This is a genomic window from Nocardia sp. NPDC058176 (assembly GCF_042883805.1).
In the GTDB taxonomy this organism is placed as follows: Bacteria; Actinomycetota; Actinomycetes; order Mycobacteriales; family Mycobacteriaceae; genus Nocardia.
This window is the reverse complement of the sequence record NZ_JBHVVA010000003.1, coordinates 178,866-198,570: the sequence shown is the minus strand read 5'-3', so window position 1 is coordinate 198,570 and position 19,705 is coordinate 178,866. Positions and strand designations below refer to the sequence as shown.

The following is a 19,705-nucleotide window of genomic DNA, read 5'->3' as shown; positions in this document are numbered from 1 at the left end:
CGGTCCGCGCCCGTCCGCGGATTGTGGCGACGACGGGCGGTACACCGGCTGTTCACAGTTCGACCGCACGGCACCGACACGCCGAAAGCCTGTGGATAACCAGGCTTTCGGCGGCCGTCCCGGTAGCGCTCGCCGCCGATACTTCAGGCATGACGACCTCGACGCCGCTCCGCGGACCGATGCTCCATCCGCGGGTCATCACCCTGGTTCGCCCGTCGGGCACGGTCCAGCTGGGCTGGGATCCCGAACGCGCGCTACTGCTCGATACCGACGAACTCGACACCGGCACGGTGCTCGCGTTCCTGCGGCTGCTCGACGGTTTACAGTCGCGCCCGCAGATCATCTGGCGCGCGGGGGAATTCGGGATCACCCCCGAACGCACCGGCGCCATGCTCGCCGCGATCGAGGGGGCGGGCCTGCTGCTCGAACCCGAACGCAGGCAGGGCCGGATCCGCGCGATCACGGTGCACGGCCTCGGACCGCTCTCGGACGCGGTGTCGATCGGGCTGCGGCGCATGGGTCTTCGGCCCGCGCGCTCGCGGGCGCATCGGCCGGATGTGGCGGTGGGTGCCGCGATGTGCGATCTGATCGTGCTCGCCGACGCGCTGATGATCGATCCACGCCTTTCGGTGGACCTGGTGTTGCGCCGAATCCCGCACCTACCGGTCCGCGTGCGCGACGGCGTCGGTGTGGTCGGGCCGCTCGTCCTGCCGGGTGAGACCAGCTGTCTGCGCTGTGCCGACCTGACCCGCGCCGGATTCGACGCCGACTGGCCGCACTTGGCGGCGCAACTGCTCGGGCGCACCGGCCACGCGTCCCCGGCCGGTGTCGCGGCCACGGCGGCGCTGGCCATGGGCGAGCTGGAGGCGATCGTCGCGTGCTCACCGCGCCGACGGCCCGGCACGCTCGACGCCACCGTGGAATTGGACCTCGACACCCACCAGGTGCAGCGCCGGCTCTGGCCGCCCCACCCGGAGTGCGGGTGCCGCACGCTGGCCCCGCAGACCCCACAGACCTCGGAGGCGGCCGGATGAGCGCCCGGTGTGAGCATTCCCATGGCACGCAGGCCACTGGTTCGGCCATGATGGGTAACGTGTCCGAGATCGTGCGCCGCAGTTCCAGCCGCAATGCCAAGTTGGCCAAGATTCCACTCGGCATCGCCGGCCGAGCCGCCGTCGGCTTCGGCAAGAAGCTCGTCGGTGGTGACAAGCAGCAGATCAACGCGACGCTGAACCAGAAGGCCGCCGAGCAGTTGTTCACCGTGCTAGGTGAGCTCAAGGGCGGGGCGATGAAGTTCGGCCAGGCCCTGAGTGTGATGGAGGCCGCGGTCCCGGAGGAGTTCGGCGAGCACTACCGCGAGGCGCTGACCAAGCTGCAGGCCGCCGCGCCGCCGATGCCGGCCGAGACCGTGCACCGCGTGCTCGACCAGCAGCTTGGCACGAAGTGGCGCGAGCGCTTCGAGTCGTTCGACGACACCCCGGCAGCCTCGGCCAGCATCGGCCAGGTGCACCGGGCGGTGTGGTCGGATGGGCGCGCGGTGGCGGTGAAGGTCCAGTACCCGGGCGCCGACGAGGCCCTGCGGGCCGATCTGAAGACGCTGTCGAGGATGACCGGCCTGCTGTCGTCGGTGATCCCCGGCGCCGATGTGAAGCCGCTGCTGGCCGAGATCACCGAGCGCACCGAGGAGGAGCTCGACTACCGGATCGAGGCCGCCAACCAGCGCCGTTTCGCCGCCGCGTTCGACGGGCATCCGCAGATCACCGTGCCGAAGGTGGTGGCGGGCGCGCCGAAGGTGATCGTCACCGAATGGCTCGATGGCACCCCCGTCTCGGCGCTGATCAAGGCGGGCGCCGAGGACCCGGAGGGCACCCGCGCCCAGCGCAACCGGATCGCCGAGCTGATGGGTACCTTCCACTTCTCCTCCCCCGAGCTGGTCGGCCTGCTGCACAGCGACCCGCACCCCGGCAATTTCCTGGTGCAGGCCGACGGCAAGCTCGCCGTGCTCGACTTCGGCGCCTGCGCGCCGATGCCCGACGGTTTCCCCGAGGTACTCGGCCGGATGCTCGCCCTCGCCGTCGCCGAGGACCACGCCGCGCTCACCGAGCTGCTCTATGAACACCACTGGGTGATCCCGGGCCGCACCGTCTCCCACGAGGAGATCGAGGCGTACCTGCTCCCGTTCAGCGACCCCATCCGCACCGACACCTTCCACTTCACCCGTTCCTGGATGCAGCGGGTCGCGGGCACCGCGTCGGAGTTCTCCAGCCCGGAGATGAAAACCGCTCGCGCCCTGCAACTTCCGGCCGAATATCTGATGATCTTCCGCGTCCTCGGCGGCTCGGTCGGCATCCTGGCCCAACTCGACGCCGAACTGGGCTTCATGAACCTGGTCCGCACCTGGGTCCCCGGCTTCCGCGCCGAACGCGCCTCCTAGCCGCCCGTTGGAGCTGTGGGGACCCTTCGGGTGCGAGGCGACTCCTCCCGCACCTCGCACCCGAAGCCGCGACTGTCGCCGCGGCCCCCATCAGTTCAGATGCCGTTCGGACCGACTTCGGTTCACGCACTGTCCCGGTCGTGCTCGTTCGTGACGAACGCCACACGACGGCGATGGACCGTGCACAGCACGTGGACCAGGACACCGACGACGGCGGCCATGGTGACGCCACTGCCGAGGAGCAGGCGCAGGTCGTCGGGGAAGCCGCGGTAGAGGCCGGGGACCAGGATCGGGAGCAGGCCCGCGGTCAGGGCCGCCGTGGTGGTGAGCAGGGCGGCGTCGTCGTCGAGATCGACCTGGCGGAACATGCCGATCGCGGAGGCGATGATGGTGGCGAACACGATCGCGGCGGTCGCGCCGACCACCGGGCCGGGTAGCGAGTTCACGATCCGGCCGACCGGGGCGACGAAGGCGGCCAGGATCAGTAGCAGGCCGGTCAGTGCGGTGACGTAGCGGCTGCGAACGCCGGTGAGGCGGATCAGGCCGATGTTCTCGCCGCTGGTGACCATGGTCGGTCCGCCGAACAGGCCCGACAGCAGCGAGGTCACCGCATCGCCACGGATCGTGCGCCCCACAGTGGGCGCGGTGTCGATCTTCTTGTCGACCACCTGGGCGTTGAGCACCGTCTGGCCGGTGGCCTCGGCCATCGAGCCGATGCTGAACACCAGCAGCGGGATGGCGGCGAGCAGGTCGAAATGTGGTGTGCCGAACAGGAACGGGTCCGGCAGTTGGACCAGCGCGTCGCCGGGTTGCAGGGTGAACGCGCCGAGCGCGGCGGCGGTCGCGGTGCCGATGGCCATGCCGATCAGCACCGAGACCCGGCGCCAGCCGGTGGGCAGGAAGCGGTGCGCCAGCACGGTGGCCACGATGGTGACACCGGCGATGGTCACCGAGCGGATCGGTGTCGGGTCCTCGGCGGAGGTGATCAGATTCGCGCCGACCTTCACCAGGTTGACCCCGATCACCAGGATCATGCTGGCGATCACCACCATCGGCAGGAACCGCACCAGCCTGCGCGCGACCGGGACCAGGGCGATTCCGGCGACCGCGGTGATCAGGACGGCGCCGGTCGCGGTCGCCGGGTCGTAGGTCTGGGCGATCTGGATGAACAGCACCACGGCCGCGCCACCGGGCAGCATCACGAACGGCAGGCCGGCGCCGAGGCCGTAGCGGCCGCCGGACTGCAGGATGGTGCCGATGCCGCTGAACAGCAGGGCGCCGCAGAGCAGGGCCCGCGCGGCGTCGTCGTCGAGGTTCAGGCTGCGGCTGATCAGCAGCACCGAGGTGAGCGGCATCGCGATCATCACCACGAGGTGCTGCAGCGCACCGGCGAAAGCCCGTCCGGCGGGCGGGATCTCGTCGACCGGTGCCACCGGGGTCGCGGTCACCGCAGCCACGGCAGATCCTGCGCCTGGTACCGGTAGGCACGGAAGATCGCGTTGGAGATGCCGGGAAACACCTGGGCGGTATCGGGATCGGGGTATTCGGTGAAGGAGGGCACGACGTATTCCCAGCAGATCCGCCGGTCGGGGGTCACCTCGAAGATCCGGCCGAAGGCGGCCTCGGTGATCAGCGTGTTGCCGTTGGGCAGTCGCTGCGCGCCACCCATGAAGGGGGTGAAGAACGCTTCGCGCGGTGAATCCTGGTAGGTCCAGCCGATATCGCCGGTGGCCGTGTCGATTTCGACGACGCGACTGTAGGTGACCGATTCGCCCGTGCGGAAGGTGCCGTTGTCGAACACCAGGATCTTGCCGTCGCCGACGGGGGTGGCGTGATGCTGCTGGGCCACAGTGGCACGGTCGGCCAGCTTGGTGACCGCGCCGGTGCGCCGGTCGATGAGGATCACCGCCGAGACACTGCGCAGACTGGCGACCACGGTGTGCTCGTCGAGCGGGTACACGCTGTTGATCAGCGGCCAGTGCTCGCGCCAATAGTGCGGCTGGAGCGCGAATTCCACGGGATCGAGGTGCTCGACCGCGCGCCACTCCCAGCTCGGCGCACTGTCGGCCCCGACCTCACGGATCACGTCCGACCACACGACGCCGTCGGCTTCGGTGCCGGGGACGCCGCCCTGGATGCGGGCGGCGTCGGCGCCGGTGAGCGCCTCGACCGCCGCGTAGAGCACTCGTCCGTCGTCGTAGTGGTGGGCGTCGTGGTGCTGCAGGTCGTCGCGGATCTCGCTGAGCTGGACGCCGGTGTGGTCGTAGCGCGCCATCGAGCCACCGGAGTACTTGCGCCACATGGCGAACAGCGGGGTGCGGGCCAGCGTCGCGCCGTTGTAGGCGAGGCTGCCGTCGGCGAGGATGCGCGCGTGCCTGCCGGGCCGGTAGGGCAGCTGCCACTGGTGGGCGATCTCGCCATCCAGATCGACCAGATCGACCCGGCCGTTGCCCGCCAGCGGCGCGTAGAGCGTGTAGCCGGGCGAAGCCAGATCCGCATCGCTGCCGATCAGCCCGATGCCCCGACGCTTGAGCGTGTTCTGTTCCATGTCGCCTCTCCTGAATATTCGACTCCACTGAATATTCAGTACGACTGAACTCGCGGGAACAGTTCCGATCAGGCTGCGCGAAACCAGTCCATCCCCTGGTACAGCCACGCGCCCCGACCGAACCGCATGCCCCGACGCCTTCGGTGCCACTGAAAATTCACTAGAGTTCGAGGAGGACACCGGACACACGGAGGCGAGCGACACGTGCCAAACGGCGAGGATCACCAGCGCAATCGACAGCTCGGCGCCGTCATCCGCGAGCACCGCCGCGCCGCCGGACACACCCTGGCCCGTCTCGCCGCCGATACCGGCCTGTCCCCCTCGTTCCTGAGCCAGCTGGAGAACGGCCGAACCAACACCAGCCTGCGCTCGCTCCAGCAGATCGCCGACGCGCTCACCACCACCGCGACCGCGCTGCTCGCCGCCGCCGACGCCACCGCGCCTGCCCCACTGGTCCGCGCCACCGACGACACCGCCCTGCCGCAGACCGAGCCCGGCGCGGGCACCGTCCGCGCGCTCGTCCACGGCGACCGCGATCTGCGCGCCCTCGAATTCACCGGCGGCACCGACCACGGCGACCGCGAATTCACCCATCAGGGCGACGAGATCATCCACGTGATCCGCGGCCGGATCTCGATCGTCGCCGCGGGCACCGAACACGAACTCGGCCCCGGCGACACCTACTACTGCGGCGCGGGCGAGAGACACCGGTGGTGGGCGCACACCCCGGACACCACCACCCTGGTCGTCGCCGTCGGCGACCACCGCACCGTCAAACGCACCACCCGCAAATGACAAACGAACCGCTCACCAGAACTCGGTGAGCGGTTCGCTTGCGGTACAACCCTTTTCCCGGGTTCATGCCGAGATCGCGACCTTGCGCGGGCGGCCACGCGGGCGCTTGCGGGCGATCACGACACCCTGGTCGAAGATCTCACCGCCCCACACGCCCCACGGCTCGGCGCGGTCGATGGCCGCGGTCAGGCAGGTCTTGCGGATCGGGCAGGAAGCGCACAGCTGCTTGGCCTGCTCGAGATCGGTGGGGCTCTCGGCGAACCACAGATCGGGGTTTCCGGCCCGGCAGGGCAGGGTCCTGGTGACCTCACGGACGCGAGGGGTCTGCGCCACGGTTCGGCATGTCACGTCAGTAGTGGCCGTCGGCCAGTCCTGGGCGGTGAACACGTCGTTCTCCTTCAGCTCGTTTGCAGCGGTCGTGGTGTTCGGTGTGCGAACCCGGTGCCAACGGCTGAGGAGCCGAAATAACAATGGCCACGGAATTCGCTTCTCGCGATCCGTGGCCAGGAGGTCGGGGAGTGTTCCCTACCTAGTTCGACATCTGTGTCGAGACCTGTTCACGGTCGCTGGGTGGACGCGGAGGCGGGTTGCGCCGAGGAAAGCCGGTTCGTAACCGGCCTCCTTCGCGACTGCTGCCGGTGCCGAAATGGCGGCCGGCTGCCAACCCACGCTGGGCTTGTCCTGGAGACGAATCGGGGTGTGCTGATGGATGACAGCCATCGGCACAGCGGTGGTATCGACGCCGGACAGACCGGTCCCCTGCAGAGCGAGGACCCCCCGGGAGGCGGACACCATGAATTCGTTCACCAGGACGCGATTGCCCGCGTCGAACGTGGTGTTGCTGTTCATCTGACTGCCTCCCTCCTGAACTCGTGTGCTGATAATTACCGCGCACCGAGATCACTCTCGGTGCGTGTTCTCCACCATAGGCAATGATCGAGAACCTAACAACCTATTTTCTACCTGCGGTTTTGTGTCGTCGCCCGCATTCTGGACGCGACGATGGCGAGCACGTCCGCGCCGTACTGTTCGATTTTCTTCGGGCCGATGCCCGCGATCGCCGCCAGGGCCGTGTCGTCGGCGGGCAGCTGTTCGGCGATGGCGGTGAGGGTGGTGTCGGTGAAGACGACGAAGTCGCGCACCCGCAGGACCTCGGCCTTCTCCGCCCGCCATTCCTGCAGCGCCTCGAGCAGGGCCGGGTCGTGCTCACCGGGACAGCGACGGCAGCGACCGAGCATCGTCGCATAGGTCCCGATCAGCGGTTTCGCGCAGACCCGGCACAGCGGGCGCTTGCCGTCGGCGTCCTTGGGGCCGGTCGCGGTGGCGGCGATCCGGGAGGCGGGCGAGTCGTCGGGGACCAGGCCGTTGAGGAAGCGTGAACGCCTGCGCACGCGCCGCCCGCCCTCGGTCCTGGCCAGCGACCAGGACACGGTGAGGTGTTCGCGCGCCCTGGTGACGCCCACGTAGAGCAGCCGGCGTTCCTCTTCCAGCCCCGTCTGATCCGACGGACTGCCGTCATCGCCGAGCACGTGCTGGATGGGCAGGGTGCCGTCGCTGACGCCGACCAGGAACACCGCGTCCCATTCCAGCCCCTTGGCCGCGTGCAGAGAGGCCAGGGTGACCCCGTCGACGGTCGGCGGGTGCTTGGCCTCGGCCCGGGTGGCGAGCTCGCGCAGCAGCCCGGTGAGGTCGATGTCGGCGTCGTGGCCGACCAGTTCCTCGGTGAGCTGGACCAGGGCGAGCAGCGAGGACCAGCGCTCCTTGGCCTGGGCGCCCGCCGGTTCCTCCGCGGTGAGCCCGACCGGCGCCAACACGGCCCTGACCAGGGTGATCAGCTCGGCGCCGCTGCGCGCCTCATCGGGCAGATCGTCGCGCGCGTCGGCCTGGCGCAGCGCCTGCACCGCCTGGCGGACCTCCTGCCGCTGGAAGAACCCCTCACCGCCGCGTACCTGGAAGGGGATGTCGCGGTCGTTGAGCGCCTGTTCGAACGGCTCGGACTGGGCGTTGATCCGGTAGAGCACCGCGATCTCGGCGGCCGAGGTGCCCGCGGCGATCAGCTTCTTGATCCGGCCCGCGACGGCGGCGGCCTCGGCGGGTACATCGGGATACTCGGCGAACTCCGGTTCCGGACCGTCCGCGCGCTGTCCGATCAGCGCCAGCCGGGTGCCCGCGATGCGACCGCGGGCCGCGCCGATCACCCGGTTGGCCAGCGAGACCACCTGCGGGGTCGAGCGGTAGTCGCGTTCGAGCCGGATCACCGTGGCGTCGGGGAAGCGCCGGGAGAAATCGAGCAGATAGTTGGGGGTGGCGCCGGTGAAGGAGTAGATGGTCTGGTTGGCGTCGCCGACGACGGTGAGATCGTCGCGTTCGCCCAGCCACGCGTCGAGCACCCGCTGCTGCAGGGGCGTGACGTCCTGGTATTCGTCGACAACGAAGCTGCGATAGCGGCCACGGAACTCGTCGGCGACGGCCGGATAGTCCTCGAGGGCGGCCGCGGTGTGCAGCAGCAGGTCGTCGAAGTCGAGCAGCAGGCCGTCGGCGGAGGTCTTCATCGACTCGTAGCCCGCGTAGACCTGCGCGACCCTGGTCACGTCGACCGGTGCGTCGCGGTGGTGCCTGGCCGCGGCGGCCGGATAGTCCTCCGGCGCGATCAGCGAGGCCTTGGACCATTCGATCTCGCTGAGCAGGTCGCGCACCAGTTCGGTGGAGTTGCCGAGGCCCGCGCGGTTCGCCGCCTGGGCGACCACCGGGAACTTGCTGTCGAGCAGCCGCCACGGCACGTCACCGACCACCTGCGGCCAGAAGTAGCGCAGCTGGCGCAGGGCCGCGGCGTGGAAGGTGCGCGCCTGCACCTGACCGGCCTCACCGCCGAGCCCCATCGAGCGCAGCCGATTGCGCATCTCCCCCGCGGCGCGGGCGGTGAAGGTCACCGCGAGTACCTGATCGGCCTTGACGTGCCCGCCCGCGATCAGATGCGCGATCCGATGCGTGATCGTCCTGGTCTTACCGGTCCCCGCACCGGCCAGCACACACACCGGCCCCCGTGGTGCCCGCACCGCGGCGGCCTGTTCCGGGTCGAGGGCGGTGAGATCGAGTGCTGGCACGCGCACCATCATGACAGCGACCCCCGACAATCGCGCCGATGCCCGCGCACCGGACCCGCCCCACGCGGTGACCTGGCGGGTCGCGGAACACGGCGGGCCCCCGCGACGTTGCACATCGCGTGACTGAAGCAACCCCTGATCTGACGATGTACTCGACCACCTGGTGCGGCTACTGCCGCCGCCTCAAGACCCAGCTCGACGAGGCGGGCATCACCTACACGGTGATCGATATCGAGGACGACCCCGCTTCGGCCGAGTTCGTCGGCAGCGTCAACAACGGCAACCACGTCGTCCCGACCATCAAGTTCCGCGACGGCTCCACCGCCACCAACCCGTCCCTGGCCGCGGTCAAGCAGGCCCTGGCAGCCCAGGCCTAGAGTTCCGCCCAGGATTCGATGATCGTTCGCGCGATCGAGATGGATCCCGGGACCAGGAGGCGGGCGCCGGTTTCCCTGGCGGTCCAGTCGCCGAGTTGCAGGGCCGTGCGGACTTCGTCGCGGGTGAACCAGTGCGCCTCGGCGATCTCGCCGTCGGAGAACACCAGGTCCTGGGTGGGGTCGCCGACGGCGGCGAAGCCGAGCATGAGCGAACGCGGGAACGGCCAGGGCTGGCTGCCGAGGTAGTGGATGTCGCGCAGGTCGACGCCCACCTCCTCGCGGACCTCACGTTCCACGCAGTGCTCGAGCGATTCGCCCGCCTCCACGAAACCGGCGAGCAGCGAGAACATCGTCGCGGGCCAGGCCTGCTGACGGGCCAGCAGCACCCGGTCGGCGCCGTCGTGGACCAGGCAGATCACGGCCGGGTCGATGCGCGGGAATTCCTCGTCACCGGCCGCCGTCAGCCGCGACCAGCCGCCGCGCGCGGAGCTGGTCGTCGTGCCGTCGCCGCCGTGATAGCCGGCCCGGTCGTGCCAGTTGAGCAGCGCGTAGGCGGTGGCGAGCAGATCGGCGGTGAAATCGTCGACGCCGCCGAGCGTACGCAGATCCTTCAGCGTGCCGTCCAGCTCCGGTGTCCGGATCGCCCACAGATGGCTGTCCTCGGCGACACCGAGGAAAACCGCGCCCTCACCAGGCTGTTCGGCGATGGTGACGGCCGCGTCCAGCACGACGCCACTCTCGGTGACCCGCACCCGGCCGCGCGCGTCGACGCGCAGGATCTTCGCTTTGCCCCACCCTTCGCGCAGTGCGTCGGGATCGAGCCGGACGTGCTCGGCGCGATCGATGGTGGAACGCGACAGCAGCGGAACATCTTTCAGCCGGAAGGACACCTCCCGAGCCTAACCGGTCCCCCGTGCGCGCGAACCGCGGATCACTTGCCGGTGCGCCGGATGTAGAGCAGCTTGTCGCCGGAGTCGAGCGCGTCGACCGCGGGCTCGCCGACCCGGATCAGTTCACCGGCGCGCACCACGCCGAGCACGATGTCGCTCAGATGACGCGGTGACCCGCCGACCTCGCCCGGCTCGACCTCGCGTTCGGCGACTGCGAAGCCCTGCTCGGGCGTGAGCAGATCCTCCATCATCTCCACGACCGTCGGCGTGGTGGTGGCGATGCCCAGCAGCCTGCCCGCCGTCTCCGAGGACACGACCACCGAATCGGCGCCGGACTGCCGCACCAGGTGGGTGTTCTCCGCCTCCCGGATGGCGACGACGATCTTGGCCGACTTGTTGAGCTCGCGCGCGGTGAGCGTCACCAGCACGGCGGTGTCGTCACGATTGGTGGCCACGACCACCGCCGCGGCCCGCTGCACACCGGTCAGCCGCAGCACATCGGACTTGGTCGCCGAGCCGTGCACGGTGACCAGCCCCGCCGACGCCGCCGCCTCCAGGGCGATGTGATCGGTGTCGACGACCACGATGTCGGACTGCTTGATCCCGTCGCCGATCATGGCGTCGATCGCGGTGCGTCCCTTGGTGCCGTAACCGACGACGACGGTGTGATTGCGCACGGTGTGCCTCCATCGCTGAATCTTGAACGCCTGCCGGGACCGTTCGGTGAGCACGCTGAGAGTGGTGCCGACGAGCACGATCAGGAACAGGATGCGCAGGGGGGTGATGACGATGATGTTCGCCAGCCGCGCCGTCGGCGTCACCGGGGCGATGTCGCCGTAACCGGTGGTCGAGAGCGAGACCGTGGAGTAGTAGAGCGCGTCGAGATAGGACAGTTCACCGCCGGTGACGTCGCGATAGCCGTCACGGCCGATGTAGACGACGGTCGCGGCGGTGAACAGCAGCGCCGTCGCGAACAGGACGCGGCGGGTGAGTGAGATCCACGGACTGGTCTGCGCCGCGGGGATGCGCAGCAGACCGACCAACGAATAATCGGGACTCGCGTTCAGCCCAGCCGAACTACGCGGATCACCGAACATCGCCCCCTCCTGTGTTTGTTTGGCGGCTGGCGCCGCGGGTTTTCGGCCTGTTCCCTCGATCTTCCCTCCCGCCGGGCACTCCTTCGTCGCACCCTCTGGTCAGTCCAGATCGAGGCGGCCGAAAACCGGATCCTTTGGCGGCTGGCGCCGCGTATGGGAGACCGTCGGCGTTGCTGCCTTCGGCGTGTTGAGGTTACCGGCCGTTTCGGGTCGAGGGGGTGTCGGCTCATCGAACGTCCGGTGGTGTCGCGTCGTCGTTCTCCGGGGCGGCGTCGCGGATGAGGTCGGCCAGTTCGTCGGGGCCCGCCAGGTCGGTGGGGGCGATGGTGCGGCCGGAGCGGATGTAGTGGAAGGCGGCGCCCACCCGGCGCAGCACCCGGTCCTCGGGTTCGCCGGTGCGGGCGGCCATCAGGCGAGCCCAGGCGAGGCGGTAGACGGCCAGCTGGACGGCGACGGCGGGTTCGTCGGCGGGGCCGGGTTCGGCGCCGGTCTTCCAGTCGACGACGATCCAGCGGTCGCCGGGTTCGGCGAACACGGCGTCCATGCGGCCGCGGATGACGGTGCCCGCGATGGTGGTCTCGAACGGGACCTCGACGTCGATGGGGTTGCGGTGCGCCCACGGTGAGCGGCGGAACGCCGCCTGCATGGCGGCCAGTTCCTGATCGGCGCGGCCGAGTTCGGCGGTGCTGTCGGCGGCGCCGGGCAGTTCGTCGAGGCCGAGCAGCTGTTCGGTGCCGAACCAGGACTGCACCCAGGCGTGGAAGGCGGTGCCGCGCCGGGCCATCGGGTTCGGCGGGTAGGGCAGCGGGCGGCGCAGGCGCGCGGCCAGGCGGGTGGGGTCGGCGCGCAGTTCCACCAGGGCGGTGGCGGGGAGCTGGCCGGGCAGTTCCACCTGTTGTTCGGCGAGTTCGGCGGCAGTGAACTCGGCGAGCAGGGCGTCGACATCGTTCGCCCAACCCTCGGGGTCGTCATCGGTGTTCTCGTCTTCCGCAGCGGAATCGGCTGGGCTGCTGCGCAATTGATCGAGCGCCTCCCGGACCAGGGCGGCACCCTGCTCGATGGGGTCGCGGCGGCCGCCGAGCGGGTCGCGGGGCCACTGGGCGGTCGGCGGGTTGTCCGCGAAGGGGTTCACGGCATCGGGTGGCGGCTTGTCGTCCCAGCGGGCGATGGTGGCGACGCCGTGCGCGTCGCTGCCGGGATCTTCGTTCGCCTGTTTCAGTTCGAGCAGGAACTCCGACGGACCCTTCTGCGAGGTGCCGGTCTCGGGCCAGTGGTAGGCCGAAACCAGCAGTACCCGTTCGGTTCTGGTGAGCGCCACGTAGAACAGCCGTCGTTCCTCGTCGAGCCTGCGGCTCTTGAGCGCGTCCTTGTGCTCGCCGATCGCGCGTTCGAGTTCGGCACGGTCGCCGACGTGGGTGAGGTCGAGCACCGGAACACCCTCGGCGGCATCGGGTTGCGCGCGGTCACCGCGCAGGGTGGTCGGCAGTTCGGCGAGCGCGCCGAGCCAGGTGCTCAGCGCGGTGGTCGAGGGGAACACCGTCGCGCTCACGTGCGGCACCGCGACGACCTCCCATTCCAGCCCCTTGGCGGCGTGCACGGTGAGCACCTGCACGCGGTCGCGCGCGACCTCCACTTCGCCCGGCTCCAAACCGTTCTCGACCGATTCGGCCGCGGTGAAGAAGGCGAGCAGACCGCTCAGCGAGGCACGGGAATCGGCCGCGTACCCGGCCACCACCTCCGCGAAGGCGTCGAGATGCTCGCGTCCGGCGCCACCACTCGCGATGGCCCGGCGGGTCTGGGTCTCCACGCCGACCCCGATCGTGCGCTCGACATCGGCGACCAGTTCGACCAGCGGTTGCCCACTGCGTTCACGCAGCGCGGCCAGCTCCTCGCTCAGCGCGGCGATGCGCGTATACCCCGCCTCCGAATACCGTTCCGGCGCACCGGGATCGGCGATGGCATCGGCCAGGCCCGCCCGCTCGGTGGGTTCGGGCGCCACCTCACGCAGCGCGGTCGCCAGGCCCGCGGCGTCGGTGATCGCAGCCGAGGCGTCCCCGGACAGACTCCCGATCGACAGCATCCGCGCCCGCTCGGCCAGCGCCGCCAGATCGGCCACCCCGATCCGCCAGCGCGCGCCGGTGAGGATGCGAACGGCCGCGCTGCCGGTACCCGGTTCCGCGATCAACCGCAGCGTGGCGACGATGTCGGCGACCTCCGGCGTCGCCAGCAGCCCCCCGAGGCCGACGATCTCCACCGGCAGTCCCTGCTCCCGCAGCGCCTCGGCGAGCGGCGCGGCATCGGCATTGCGCCGAATCAGCACGGACGAGGTGGGCGGCGGTTTCTCTTCTTCCCGCGCGAGTGCCCACTCCCGCGCGATCCGCTCCGCGATCCAGTCCCGCTCCTGCGCAATGGTTTCGGTGAGCGCGAACTCGACGGTCCCCGCGCGCGCCTCGGGCTTGGCTCGCAGGGCGTCCACCGTCGCACCACCGGCCGCCTTGGCCCGCAGCCGCAACGGGTCCGCCACCAGATTCGCCAATGCCAGCGCCTCCGGCGGGTTCCGCCAACTGGTCAGCAGCGGCAGGATCGGCGCGGGAACCCCTGGGGCAGCGGGGAAATCGGTGGCGAAACGCGGCAGATTGGCCGCCGATGCGCCACGCCAGCCATAGATCGACTGCATCGGATCGCCGACCGCAGTCACCGCCAGCGCGGCGGGCCCAGCACCGAATCCCGCTGCCGCACCACCGCCAACGCCGACAGCCGTCTGTCGGTCGGCCCCCGCGCCATCCGTCCGTTCGTCAGCCGCGCCACCGTCCGTGACGCCCCCGGCGTGATGCCCGGCGGTGTGCGCGCGGCTACCGGCGCCGCCGGGTCCGTGCTCTCGCATCCGCCCTGCGGCAGAGTCCGACCGTTCTTCGTCCAGCGCCCAGAGCGTGTCCTCCTGGGGTGCCGGGGTGGTCGACGGCGCAGCGGCCCGAACGCGGACCGGGGAGCGGGGGCGGTCGTGTCGTACCGCGTCGGCGTCGCCGAACAGGGCGGAGAGCAGGACGCGTTGGGCGTGGCCGGTGTCCTGGTATTCGTCGAGGAGGACCAGTTTGAAGCGGGCGCGTTCGGCGGCGGCGACTTCGGGGTGGTCGACGGCCAGGCGGGCCGCCAGGGACATCTGGGAGCCGAAATCCAGTGCGCCACGGCGGTTCAGGGCTTCGGCGAGCTGGTGGACCAGGGGTAGCAGGGCGACGCGCTCGCGTTGCGCGGCCACCACGTTCTGCAGCGCCTGGCTCGGTCCACCGCGCTGGCGTGGTCCGGCGGGCAGCGTGTAGACCAGCTTTTCCAGCTCCGCGTGCGCTTCGGCCAGCTGTTCGGGTTCCACCAGGTGTTCGGCGAGCTGTCCGGCCAGGGCGAGCACGGCTTCGGTCACCGAGACGGGGGTGCGGTCGGTGTCGAGGTCGCCGTCCCAGGAGCGCACCACCTCGTGCGCGAGTTGCCAGAGCTGGGTCTGGGTGAGCAGCGCCGCCGAGGGTTCCACGGGCAGCAGCAGTCCGTGCGCGGTGAGTAGCCGCCCCGCATAGGAGTGATAGGTGCTGATCTCGGGTTCGGCACCGGCGATCAGCGTGCGCAGCGCACCGCTCGGGTCGACCTCGCGCAGCAGCGGCGCACCGGCCAGCCGGGCGAGGCGGGTGCGGATGCGCGCGGTGAGCTGCTGGGCGGCCTTGCGGGTGAAGGTGAGGCCGAGGACTTCGTCGGGCGCGACGAGCTGATTGGCCACCATCCACACCACGCGCGCGGCCATGGTCTCGGTCTTGCCCGCGCCCGCACCGGCGACCACCAGGGTCGGCCCGGGCGGTGCGGCGATGACGGCCGCCTGCTCGTCGGTGGGTGGGGGTAGTCCGAGCGCGTCGGCCAACCGTTGCGGGGTGACGCGCACGCCGCTCACTCGTCGGTCACCTGCCGCCCGGTGTCGCGCACCGGGCAGCTGCCCGCGACCGGACAGTGCCGGCATCCGTCGTTACGCACGGCCAGATAGCCGGGCCCCTTGGTCGCGGCGGCGGCATCGTGGATCGTCTCGCGCCACTGCTCGAGTCCTTCGTCGTCGAGCGCGGTCTGGGCGCGTTCGGTGGCGCCGGTCTTGTTGTGCGGCTTGGCGACATACACCAGTCGCGCCCCACCGGGATCGGCCACCGGCGCCGACTCGTCCTCGTCGAGGGCGCCGTGCGCGGCCGCCACCTGGTAGGTCGCCAGCTGGGCGTGGTCGTCGACGGCCTTCGCGGCGACCGGTGTCTTGCCGGTCTTCACGTCGACGATCACGAAGCGCCCCTGCGCATCCCGCTCGAGCCGGTCGATCCGTCCCCGGATTCGCACGGCCCGCGCGCCCTCGGCTCGCGGCGGCAGCACGCAGTCCACCGGCACCTCGACACCGGCCTGGGTGAGTTCGCCGCGGGTCGTGCGCACCCACGCGAGGAAGGTCTCCAGCATGGTCTCGGTGCGCCGCAGCTCCTGTCGCGAGTGCCAGCCGGTGGCCGGATCGACCGTCTTCCACGCCTGATCGAGCGCGGCGCGCACCTGTGCCTCCGGGACGTCACCCGCCAGCGCCTGCACCAGGGTGTGCACGAGATTGCCCTTCACCGCGTGCGGATTGTCGCCGTCGGTGCCGCCGTGCCGTTCCAGCGCCCAGCGCAGCGGGCAGGTGCGCAGCAGCTCGACCGTCGACGGGGACAGCCCGATCGGGGAATCGTCGTCGTCCCACAGTTCCCGCTCCGAGCTGAGCGCGGCGGTGCCGTACCAGTCGCCGGGGTCGGTGCCTGGTACGCCCGCGTCGGCGAGCCGGGCCAGCTGACGCGCCGCCCGGTCGCGCCGCTGCGGGTCGGTGCCGGGATCACAGACCACACCGCGCAATTCGGCGACCAGCGCGTGCATCACCAGCGCGCGACCGGGATCGGCGACCGGCAGCGTGCCCGGTTCACCGGTGTCGTCGTCGCCGAGCAGTTCGGTGAGGAATCGCGAGGGCACCAGATCCTGGTCACCCGCGGCGGATTCGACGGCGGTGACCAGCAGCGAGCGCCGGGCCCTGCTGCACGCGACGAGCAGCAGCCTGCGTTCCTCGGCCAGGATCGGCGCGGCCCGGCTCGTCGTCGCCCCCGGATCGACCCCGGCGACCAGGTCGACGAGATCCTCGGTGTGCAGCAGGGTTCCCCTGGCGCGCGGATTGGGCCAGATGCCCTCCTGCACGGCCGCCACCGCCACCACATCCCATTCCCGGCCCGCCGCCGCGTGCGCGCTGAGCAGCGACACCGCGTCGCCCTCGGCGGTCAGCGGCCTGCCCTGCTGCGGAATCTGCTGGTGCAGCAGGTATTCGACGAAACCCTCGATACTCGCCTTCGGCAACCGGTCGACGTATCCCGCCGCGGCATCGAACAATTCGACCGCCGCGTCGAGATCGCGGTCGGCCTGCATCCCCGCCGCACCGCCGCGCCGTGACTGCCGGAACCAGCGCCGTTCCAGCCGTGAACTCGTCCACAGCGTCCACAGCACGTCCTCGAGTCCCTGTCCCCTGGACTGGGTCTGGCGTGCCTTCTCCACCGCGCGCAGCACGCGTCGCAGTGGCGCGGCCTCGACCTCGGTGAGTCCGTCGAGCAGCCGGTCCTCGCCGATGCCGACGATCAGATCGCGCAGGACCTCGGCCGAGGACTGGTCGATCAGCGGCACCGCGGGTGGTTCCGGCTCGGTACGCACCGGTTCGACCGGCGTTGCGGCAGCGGGCATCTCGGTGTCGAGGAGGTCGATGTCGTCCGGGATGCGTTCGGCGAGATCCCAGTCGGGTTCGGGTTCCGGGCGCAGCGGGTCCTCGGGGTCCGGTGGCGGGGGCAGCCATTCGTCCTCGATCGGATCCGGTTCCGGCTCCGGCATTTCCGGTGGTGGCGGTGTCTCGCCCCACAGCAGGAACTGGTCGGTGCCGTCGGCGTACGGATCGGCGTCGGCCAGCGCACCCGTGCGTTCCAGATCCAGCACGCTGCGCCGCACACCGCGGCGCAGGCGGCGCAGCGCGATCTGATCGGCGCCACCGAGCGGTCCCGCCAGCAGATCCATCGCATCGTCCGGCGAGAACACCGCGTCGATCGCCCGCCGCGACCCCGGCCGCGACGAATCCCCCGCCAGCAGCACCCGCAGGGCGAGCACCATCCACGCCGCCCCCCGCCGACGCGCCAGCGGTTCGGCCACCGCGGGCCTGCGCACCGGCACCCCGGCCCCCAGCAGCGCCCGCCGCAGCGGCGCCAGCGACAACGGCACCGACCGCACGATCACCGCCATGGCCGACCACGGCACCCCATCGGTGAGATGCGCCCGCCGCAGATGATCCGCGATCAGCGCCGCCTCCTTGGCGGGGGTGGAGAGCACCCGCACCCGCACGCTCGCCTCGTCGACGAGCGCACTCGAAGCGGAAGCAGATTCCTCGGTGGGTTCCGGCGGACGGTTCTCCTGCCCCGGCAGCACTCGATGACGCGCACTACCGGGCAGCCGAGCGGCGATGCGGGCATTGGCCAAGCGGATGGGTGCACCGCTGCGGTGGTTGTGGCGCAGGATGATTCGGCGTTGCGGCACCGTCTCGAGATCGGTGAGGAAGTGTGTGTCGGCGCCGCGGAAGGTGAACACCGCCTGGTCGGGGTCGCCGGTGATCACGGTGCTCGCGCTGCCGCTGCCGACGGCGCGGACCAGGATGGCGGCCTGCGGGTCGAGGTGCTGGGCGTCGTCGACGAGCAGGTAGCGGATGCGGTCGCGTTCGGCAGCGAGCAGGTTGCGGTCACCGGCGAGCGCGTCCAGGGCGGCGCCGACGAGTTCGGCGGCGTCGAGGGCGGGCGCGGTGGCCTCGGGCGCGGCGACGCCGACCGACCAGCGCAGCATCGATGCCTCTTCGTAGCGCTGGAAGAACCGGCCCGCCGCCACCCAGGCGTCGTTGTCGTGCTCACGCCCGAGCGCCATCAGATCCTCGGGGCCGAGTCCGCGTTCGGTGGCGCGCAGCATCAGGTCGCGCAGTTGTTCGGCGAAGCCGCCCAGCGCCAGGGCGGGCTGTAGTCGTGGCGGCCACAGGCCGGGGGCGCCCGCCTCGATGTCGGCGAGGTCGCCGCGCAGCATCTCGCGCAGCACCGCGTCCTGTTCGGCGCCGGTGAGCAGGCGCGGGGGCGGGTTGCCGTGAAGTTCGGCGTGACGGCGCAGCACCGAGAACGCGTAGGAGTGCAGGGTCCGCACCATGGGTTCGCGGCTCGCACCGGGGATGCCGCCGGATCGGGGCCCGAGCTGGTGGGTGATCGCGTCGCGCAGCGCGGCGGCGGCGTGCTTGGTGTGGGTGAGGACCAGGATCGAGGCGGGGTCGGCACCGTCGACTACACGCGCGCAGACCAGGTCGACGAGCAGCGCGGTCTTGCCGGTGCCCGGTCCGCCGAGCACCTGCCAGGGCAGCCAGCCGGGCCGGGGCGGCGCGGGCTGGGCCTGCTCGGCGAACAGCGCGCGAACAGCAGCGCCCCAGGCCCGCGGCCGGGGCGCCCGCGTCGTCCGGCGCACGAGTCGCACCGAGCTATCCGATCGCACCACATCGGCTATTGCAACAGACCAGTACGACACCCCCGCGTTCCCCTACCGGGGCACGCGCTGCGCGACCGGGCGCGACCGGCCAGAATGGCAGGTGTGTCGTCGCTTCATGTGCACCGGTTCGGCCCCGCCGACGGTCCCGTCGTCCTCGCCCTGCACGGTCTGACCGGGCACGGCAACCGGTGGGAGAACCTCGCCACCGAGCACCTGCCGCGGGCCCGCGTGATCGCCCCCGACCTGCGCGGACACGGCCGTTCCCCTGCGCTGCCACCGTGGGACTTCGAGACGATCGCCGACGATCTGGCCGAGCTGCTGCGCACCGAGACCACGGGCCCGGTCGTGGTGGCCGGGCACTCCTTCGGTGGCGCCGTCGGCATCCACCTCGCCCGGCGTCATCCCGAGCTGGTGCGCGCGCTGGTCCTGCTCGATCCCGCGATCGGCATCGACGCGAAGCTGATCGAGCAGATCGCCCTCGCCAACCTCGCCTCCCCCGACTACACCGATCTCGCCGAGGCCAGGTCCGACAAGCAGGCCAGCGCGTGGAGCCCCGACGAGGTCGACCCCGCGATCCTGGAACGCGAACTCGCCGAGCACCTCGTGCCCACCGAGGGCGACCGGGTCGGCTGGCGGATCTTCCAGCCCGCGATCACCTCCTACTGGGGTCAGCTGGCACGCCCGTTCGTCCTGCCGCCCGCCGACCTGCCGACCGTGCTCGTGCGGGCCGCCAAGGTGCAGCCGCCGTACGTGACCGCCGAGTTCCGCGCCGCCCTCGCCGAGCACCTGGGCGACCGGCTCACCGCCCACGACTGGGACTGCGACCACATGGTCGCCCAGGCCCGCCCCGCCGAGACCGCCGCGCTGATCGCGGCGGTGCTGTAGGCC

General features: G+C 70.9%; 14 protein-coding genes. 5 read left to right on the top strand and 9 right to left on the bottom strand.

The features are described from left to right. Positions 1-149 precede the first annotated feature (149 nt). Positions 150-1,034 carry a TOMM precursor leader peptide-binding protein gene (locus ACFVVM_RS19000; protein ID WP_387619711.1) on the top strand — a complete coding sequence of 295 codons (885 nt, stop codon included), beginning with the start codon at positions 150-152 and terminating at the stop codon, positions 1,032-1,034. Between the two features lie 50 nt (positions 1,035-1,084). Next, positions 1,085-2,434, top strand: coding sequence for an ABC1 kinase family protein (locus tag ACFVVM_RS18995; RefSeq protein WP_387619708.1), 1,350 nt, complete (start codon positions 1,085-1,087; stop codon positions 2,432-2,434). Positions 2,435-2,556: 122 nt separating this feature from the next. Here ACFVVM_RS18995 and ACFVVM_RS18990 read toward each other — a convergent pair whose 3' ends face one another. After that, the gene (locus tag ACFVVM_RS18990; protein WP_387619706.1) at positions 2,557-3,891 is read right to left on the bottom strand and encodes a uracil-xanthine permease family protein; all 1,335 of its coding nucleotides are present in this window, start codon (positions 3,889-3,891) and stop codon (positions 2,557-2,559) included. Further along, complete coding sequence (locus ACFVVM_RS18985; protein WP_387619703.1) at positions 3,879-4,982, bottom strand: aryl-sulfate sulfotransferase; 1,104 nt, start codon at positions 4,980-4,982, stop codon at positions 3,879-3,881. The genes ACFVVM_RS18990 and ACFVVM_RS18985 overlap by 13 nt, the downstream gene beginning before the upstream one ends. 204 nt (positions 4,983-5,186) lie before the next feature. Between ACFVVM_RS18985 and ACFVVM_RS18980 the strand changes: the two genes are divergently transcribed. Then, complete coding sequence (locus ACFVVM_RS18980) at positions 5,187-5,777, top strand: helix-turn-helix domain-containing protein (protein WP_387619700.1); 591 nt, start codon at positions 5,187-5,189, stop codon at positions 5,775-5,777. A gap of 63 nt (positions 5,778-5,840) precedes the next feature. Here the strand turns inward: ACFVVM_RS18980 and ACFVVM_RS18975 are convergent, their stop codons facing one another. From ACFVVM_RS18975 to ACFVVM_RS18965, 3 genes are all read right to left on the bottom strand, one after another. Next, the gene (locus ACFVVM_RS18975) at positions 5,841-6,164 is read right to left on the bottom strand and encodes a WhiB family transcriptional regulator (protein ID WP_387619697.1); all 324 of its coding nucleotides are present in this window, start codon (positions 6,162-6,164) and stop codon (positions 5,841-5,843) included. A gap of 138 nt (positions 6,165-6,302) precedes the next feature. Further along, the gene (locus ACFVVM_RS18970) at positions 6,303-6,626 is read right to left on the bottom strand and encodes a hypothetical protein (RefSeq protein WP_387619694.1); all 324 of its coding nucleotides are present in this window, start codon (positions 6,624-6,626) and stop codon (positions 6,303-6,305) included. A 110-nt stretch (positions 6,627-6,736) separates the two neighbouring features. After that, positions 6,737-8,893 (bottom strand): ATP-dependent DNA helicase UvrD2, encoded by a 2,157-nt coding sequence (locus ACFVVM_RS18965; protein WP_387619692.1) that lies wholly within the window; start codon positions 8,891-8,893, stop codon positions 6,737-6,739. Between the two features lie 134 nt (positions 8,894-9,027). Between ACFVVM_RS18965 and ACFVVM_RS18960 the strand changes: the two genes are divergently transcribed. Next, positions 9,028-9,258 carry a mycoredoxin gene (locus ACFVVM_RS18960; protein ID WP_387620874.1) on the top strand — a complete coding sequence of 77 codons (231 nt, stop codon included), beginning with the start codon at positions 9,028-9,030 and terminating at the stop codon, positions 9,256-9,258. Here ACFVVM_RS18960 and nudC read toward each other — a convergent pair. The 4 genes from nudC to ACFVVM_RS18940 form a co-directional block, all read right to left on the bottom strand. Continuing rightward, on the bottom strand, positions 9,255-10,148 hold the full coding sequence (gene nudC / locus ACFVVM_RS18955; RefSeq protein ID WP_387619691.1) for an NAD(+) diphosphatase: 894 nt from the start codon (positions 10,146-10,148) through the stop codon (positions 9,255-9,257). The two genes, ACFVVM_RS18960 and nudC, sit on opposite strands and share 4 nt — an antisense overlap. Before the next feature lie 41 nt (positions 10,149-10,189). After that, positions 10,190-11,245: a potassium channel family protein gene (locus tag ACFVVM_RS18950; RefSeq protein WP_387619688.1), complete on the bottom strand. Its 1,056-nt coding sequence runs from the start codon at positions 11,243-11,245 to the stop codon at positions 10,190-10,192. Positions 11,246-11,471: 226 nt separating this feature from the next. Continuing rightward, the gene (locus ACFVVM_RS18945) at positions 11,472-15,176 is read right to left on the bottom strand and encodes an ATP-dependent helicase (RefSeq protein WP_387619685.1); all 3,705 of its coding nucleotides are present in this window, start codon (positions 15,174-15,176) and stop codon (positions 11,472-11,474) included. Further along, a complete protein-coding gene (locus ACFVVM_RS18940) occupies positions 15,173-18,796 on the bottom strand; it encodes an ATP-dependent helicase (protein ID WP_387619683.1) in 3,624 nt (1,207 codons plus the stop codon). The genes ACFVVM_RS18945 and ACFVVM_RS18940 overlap by 4 nt, the downstream gene beginning before the upstream one ends. A gap of 114 nt (positions 18,797-18,910) precedes the next feature. Between ACFVVM_RS18940 and ACFVVM_RS18935 the strand changes: the two genes are divergently transcribed. After that, positions 18,911-19,702, top strand: coding sequence for an alpha/beta fold hydrolase (locus ACFVVM_RS18935; protein WP_387619680.1), 792 nt, complete (start codon positions 18,911-18,913; stop codon positions 19,700-19,702). Positions 19,703-19,705: the final 3 nt, after the last annotated feature.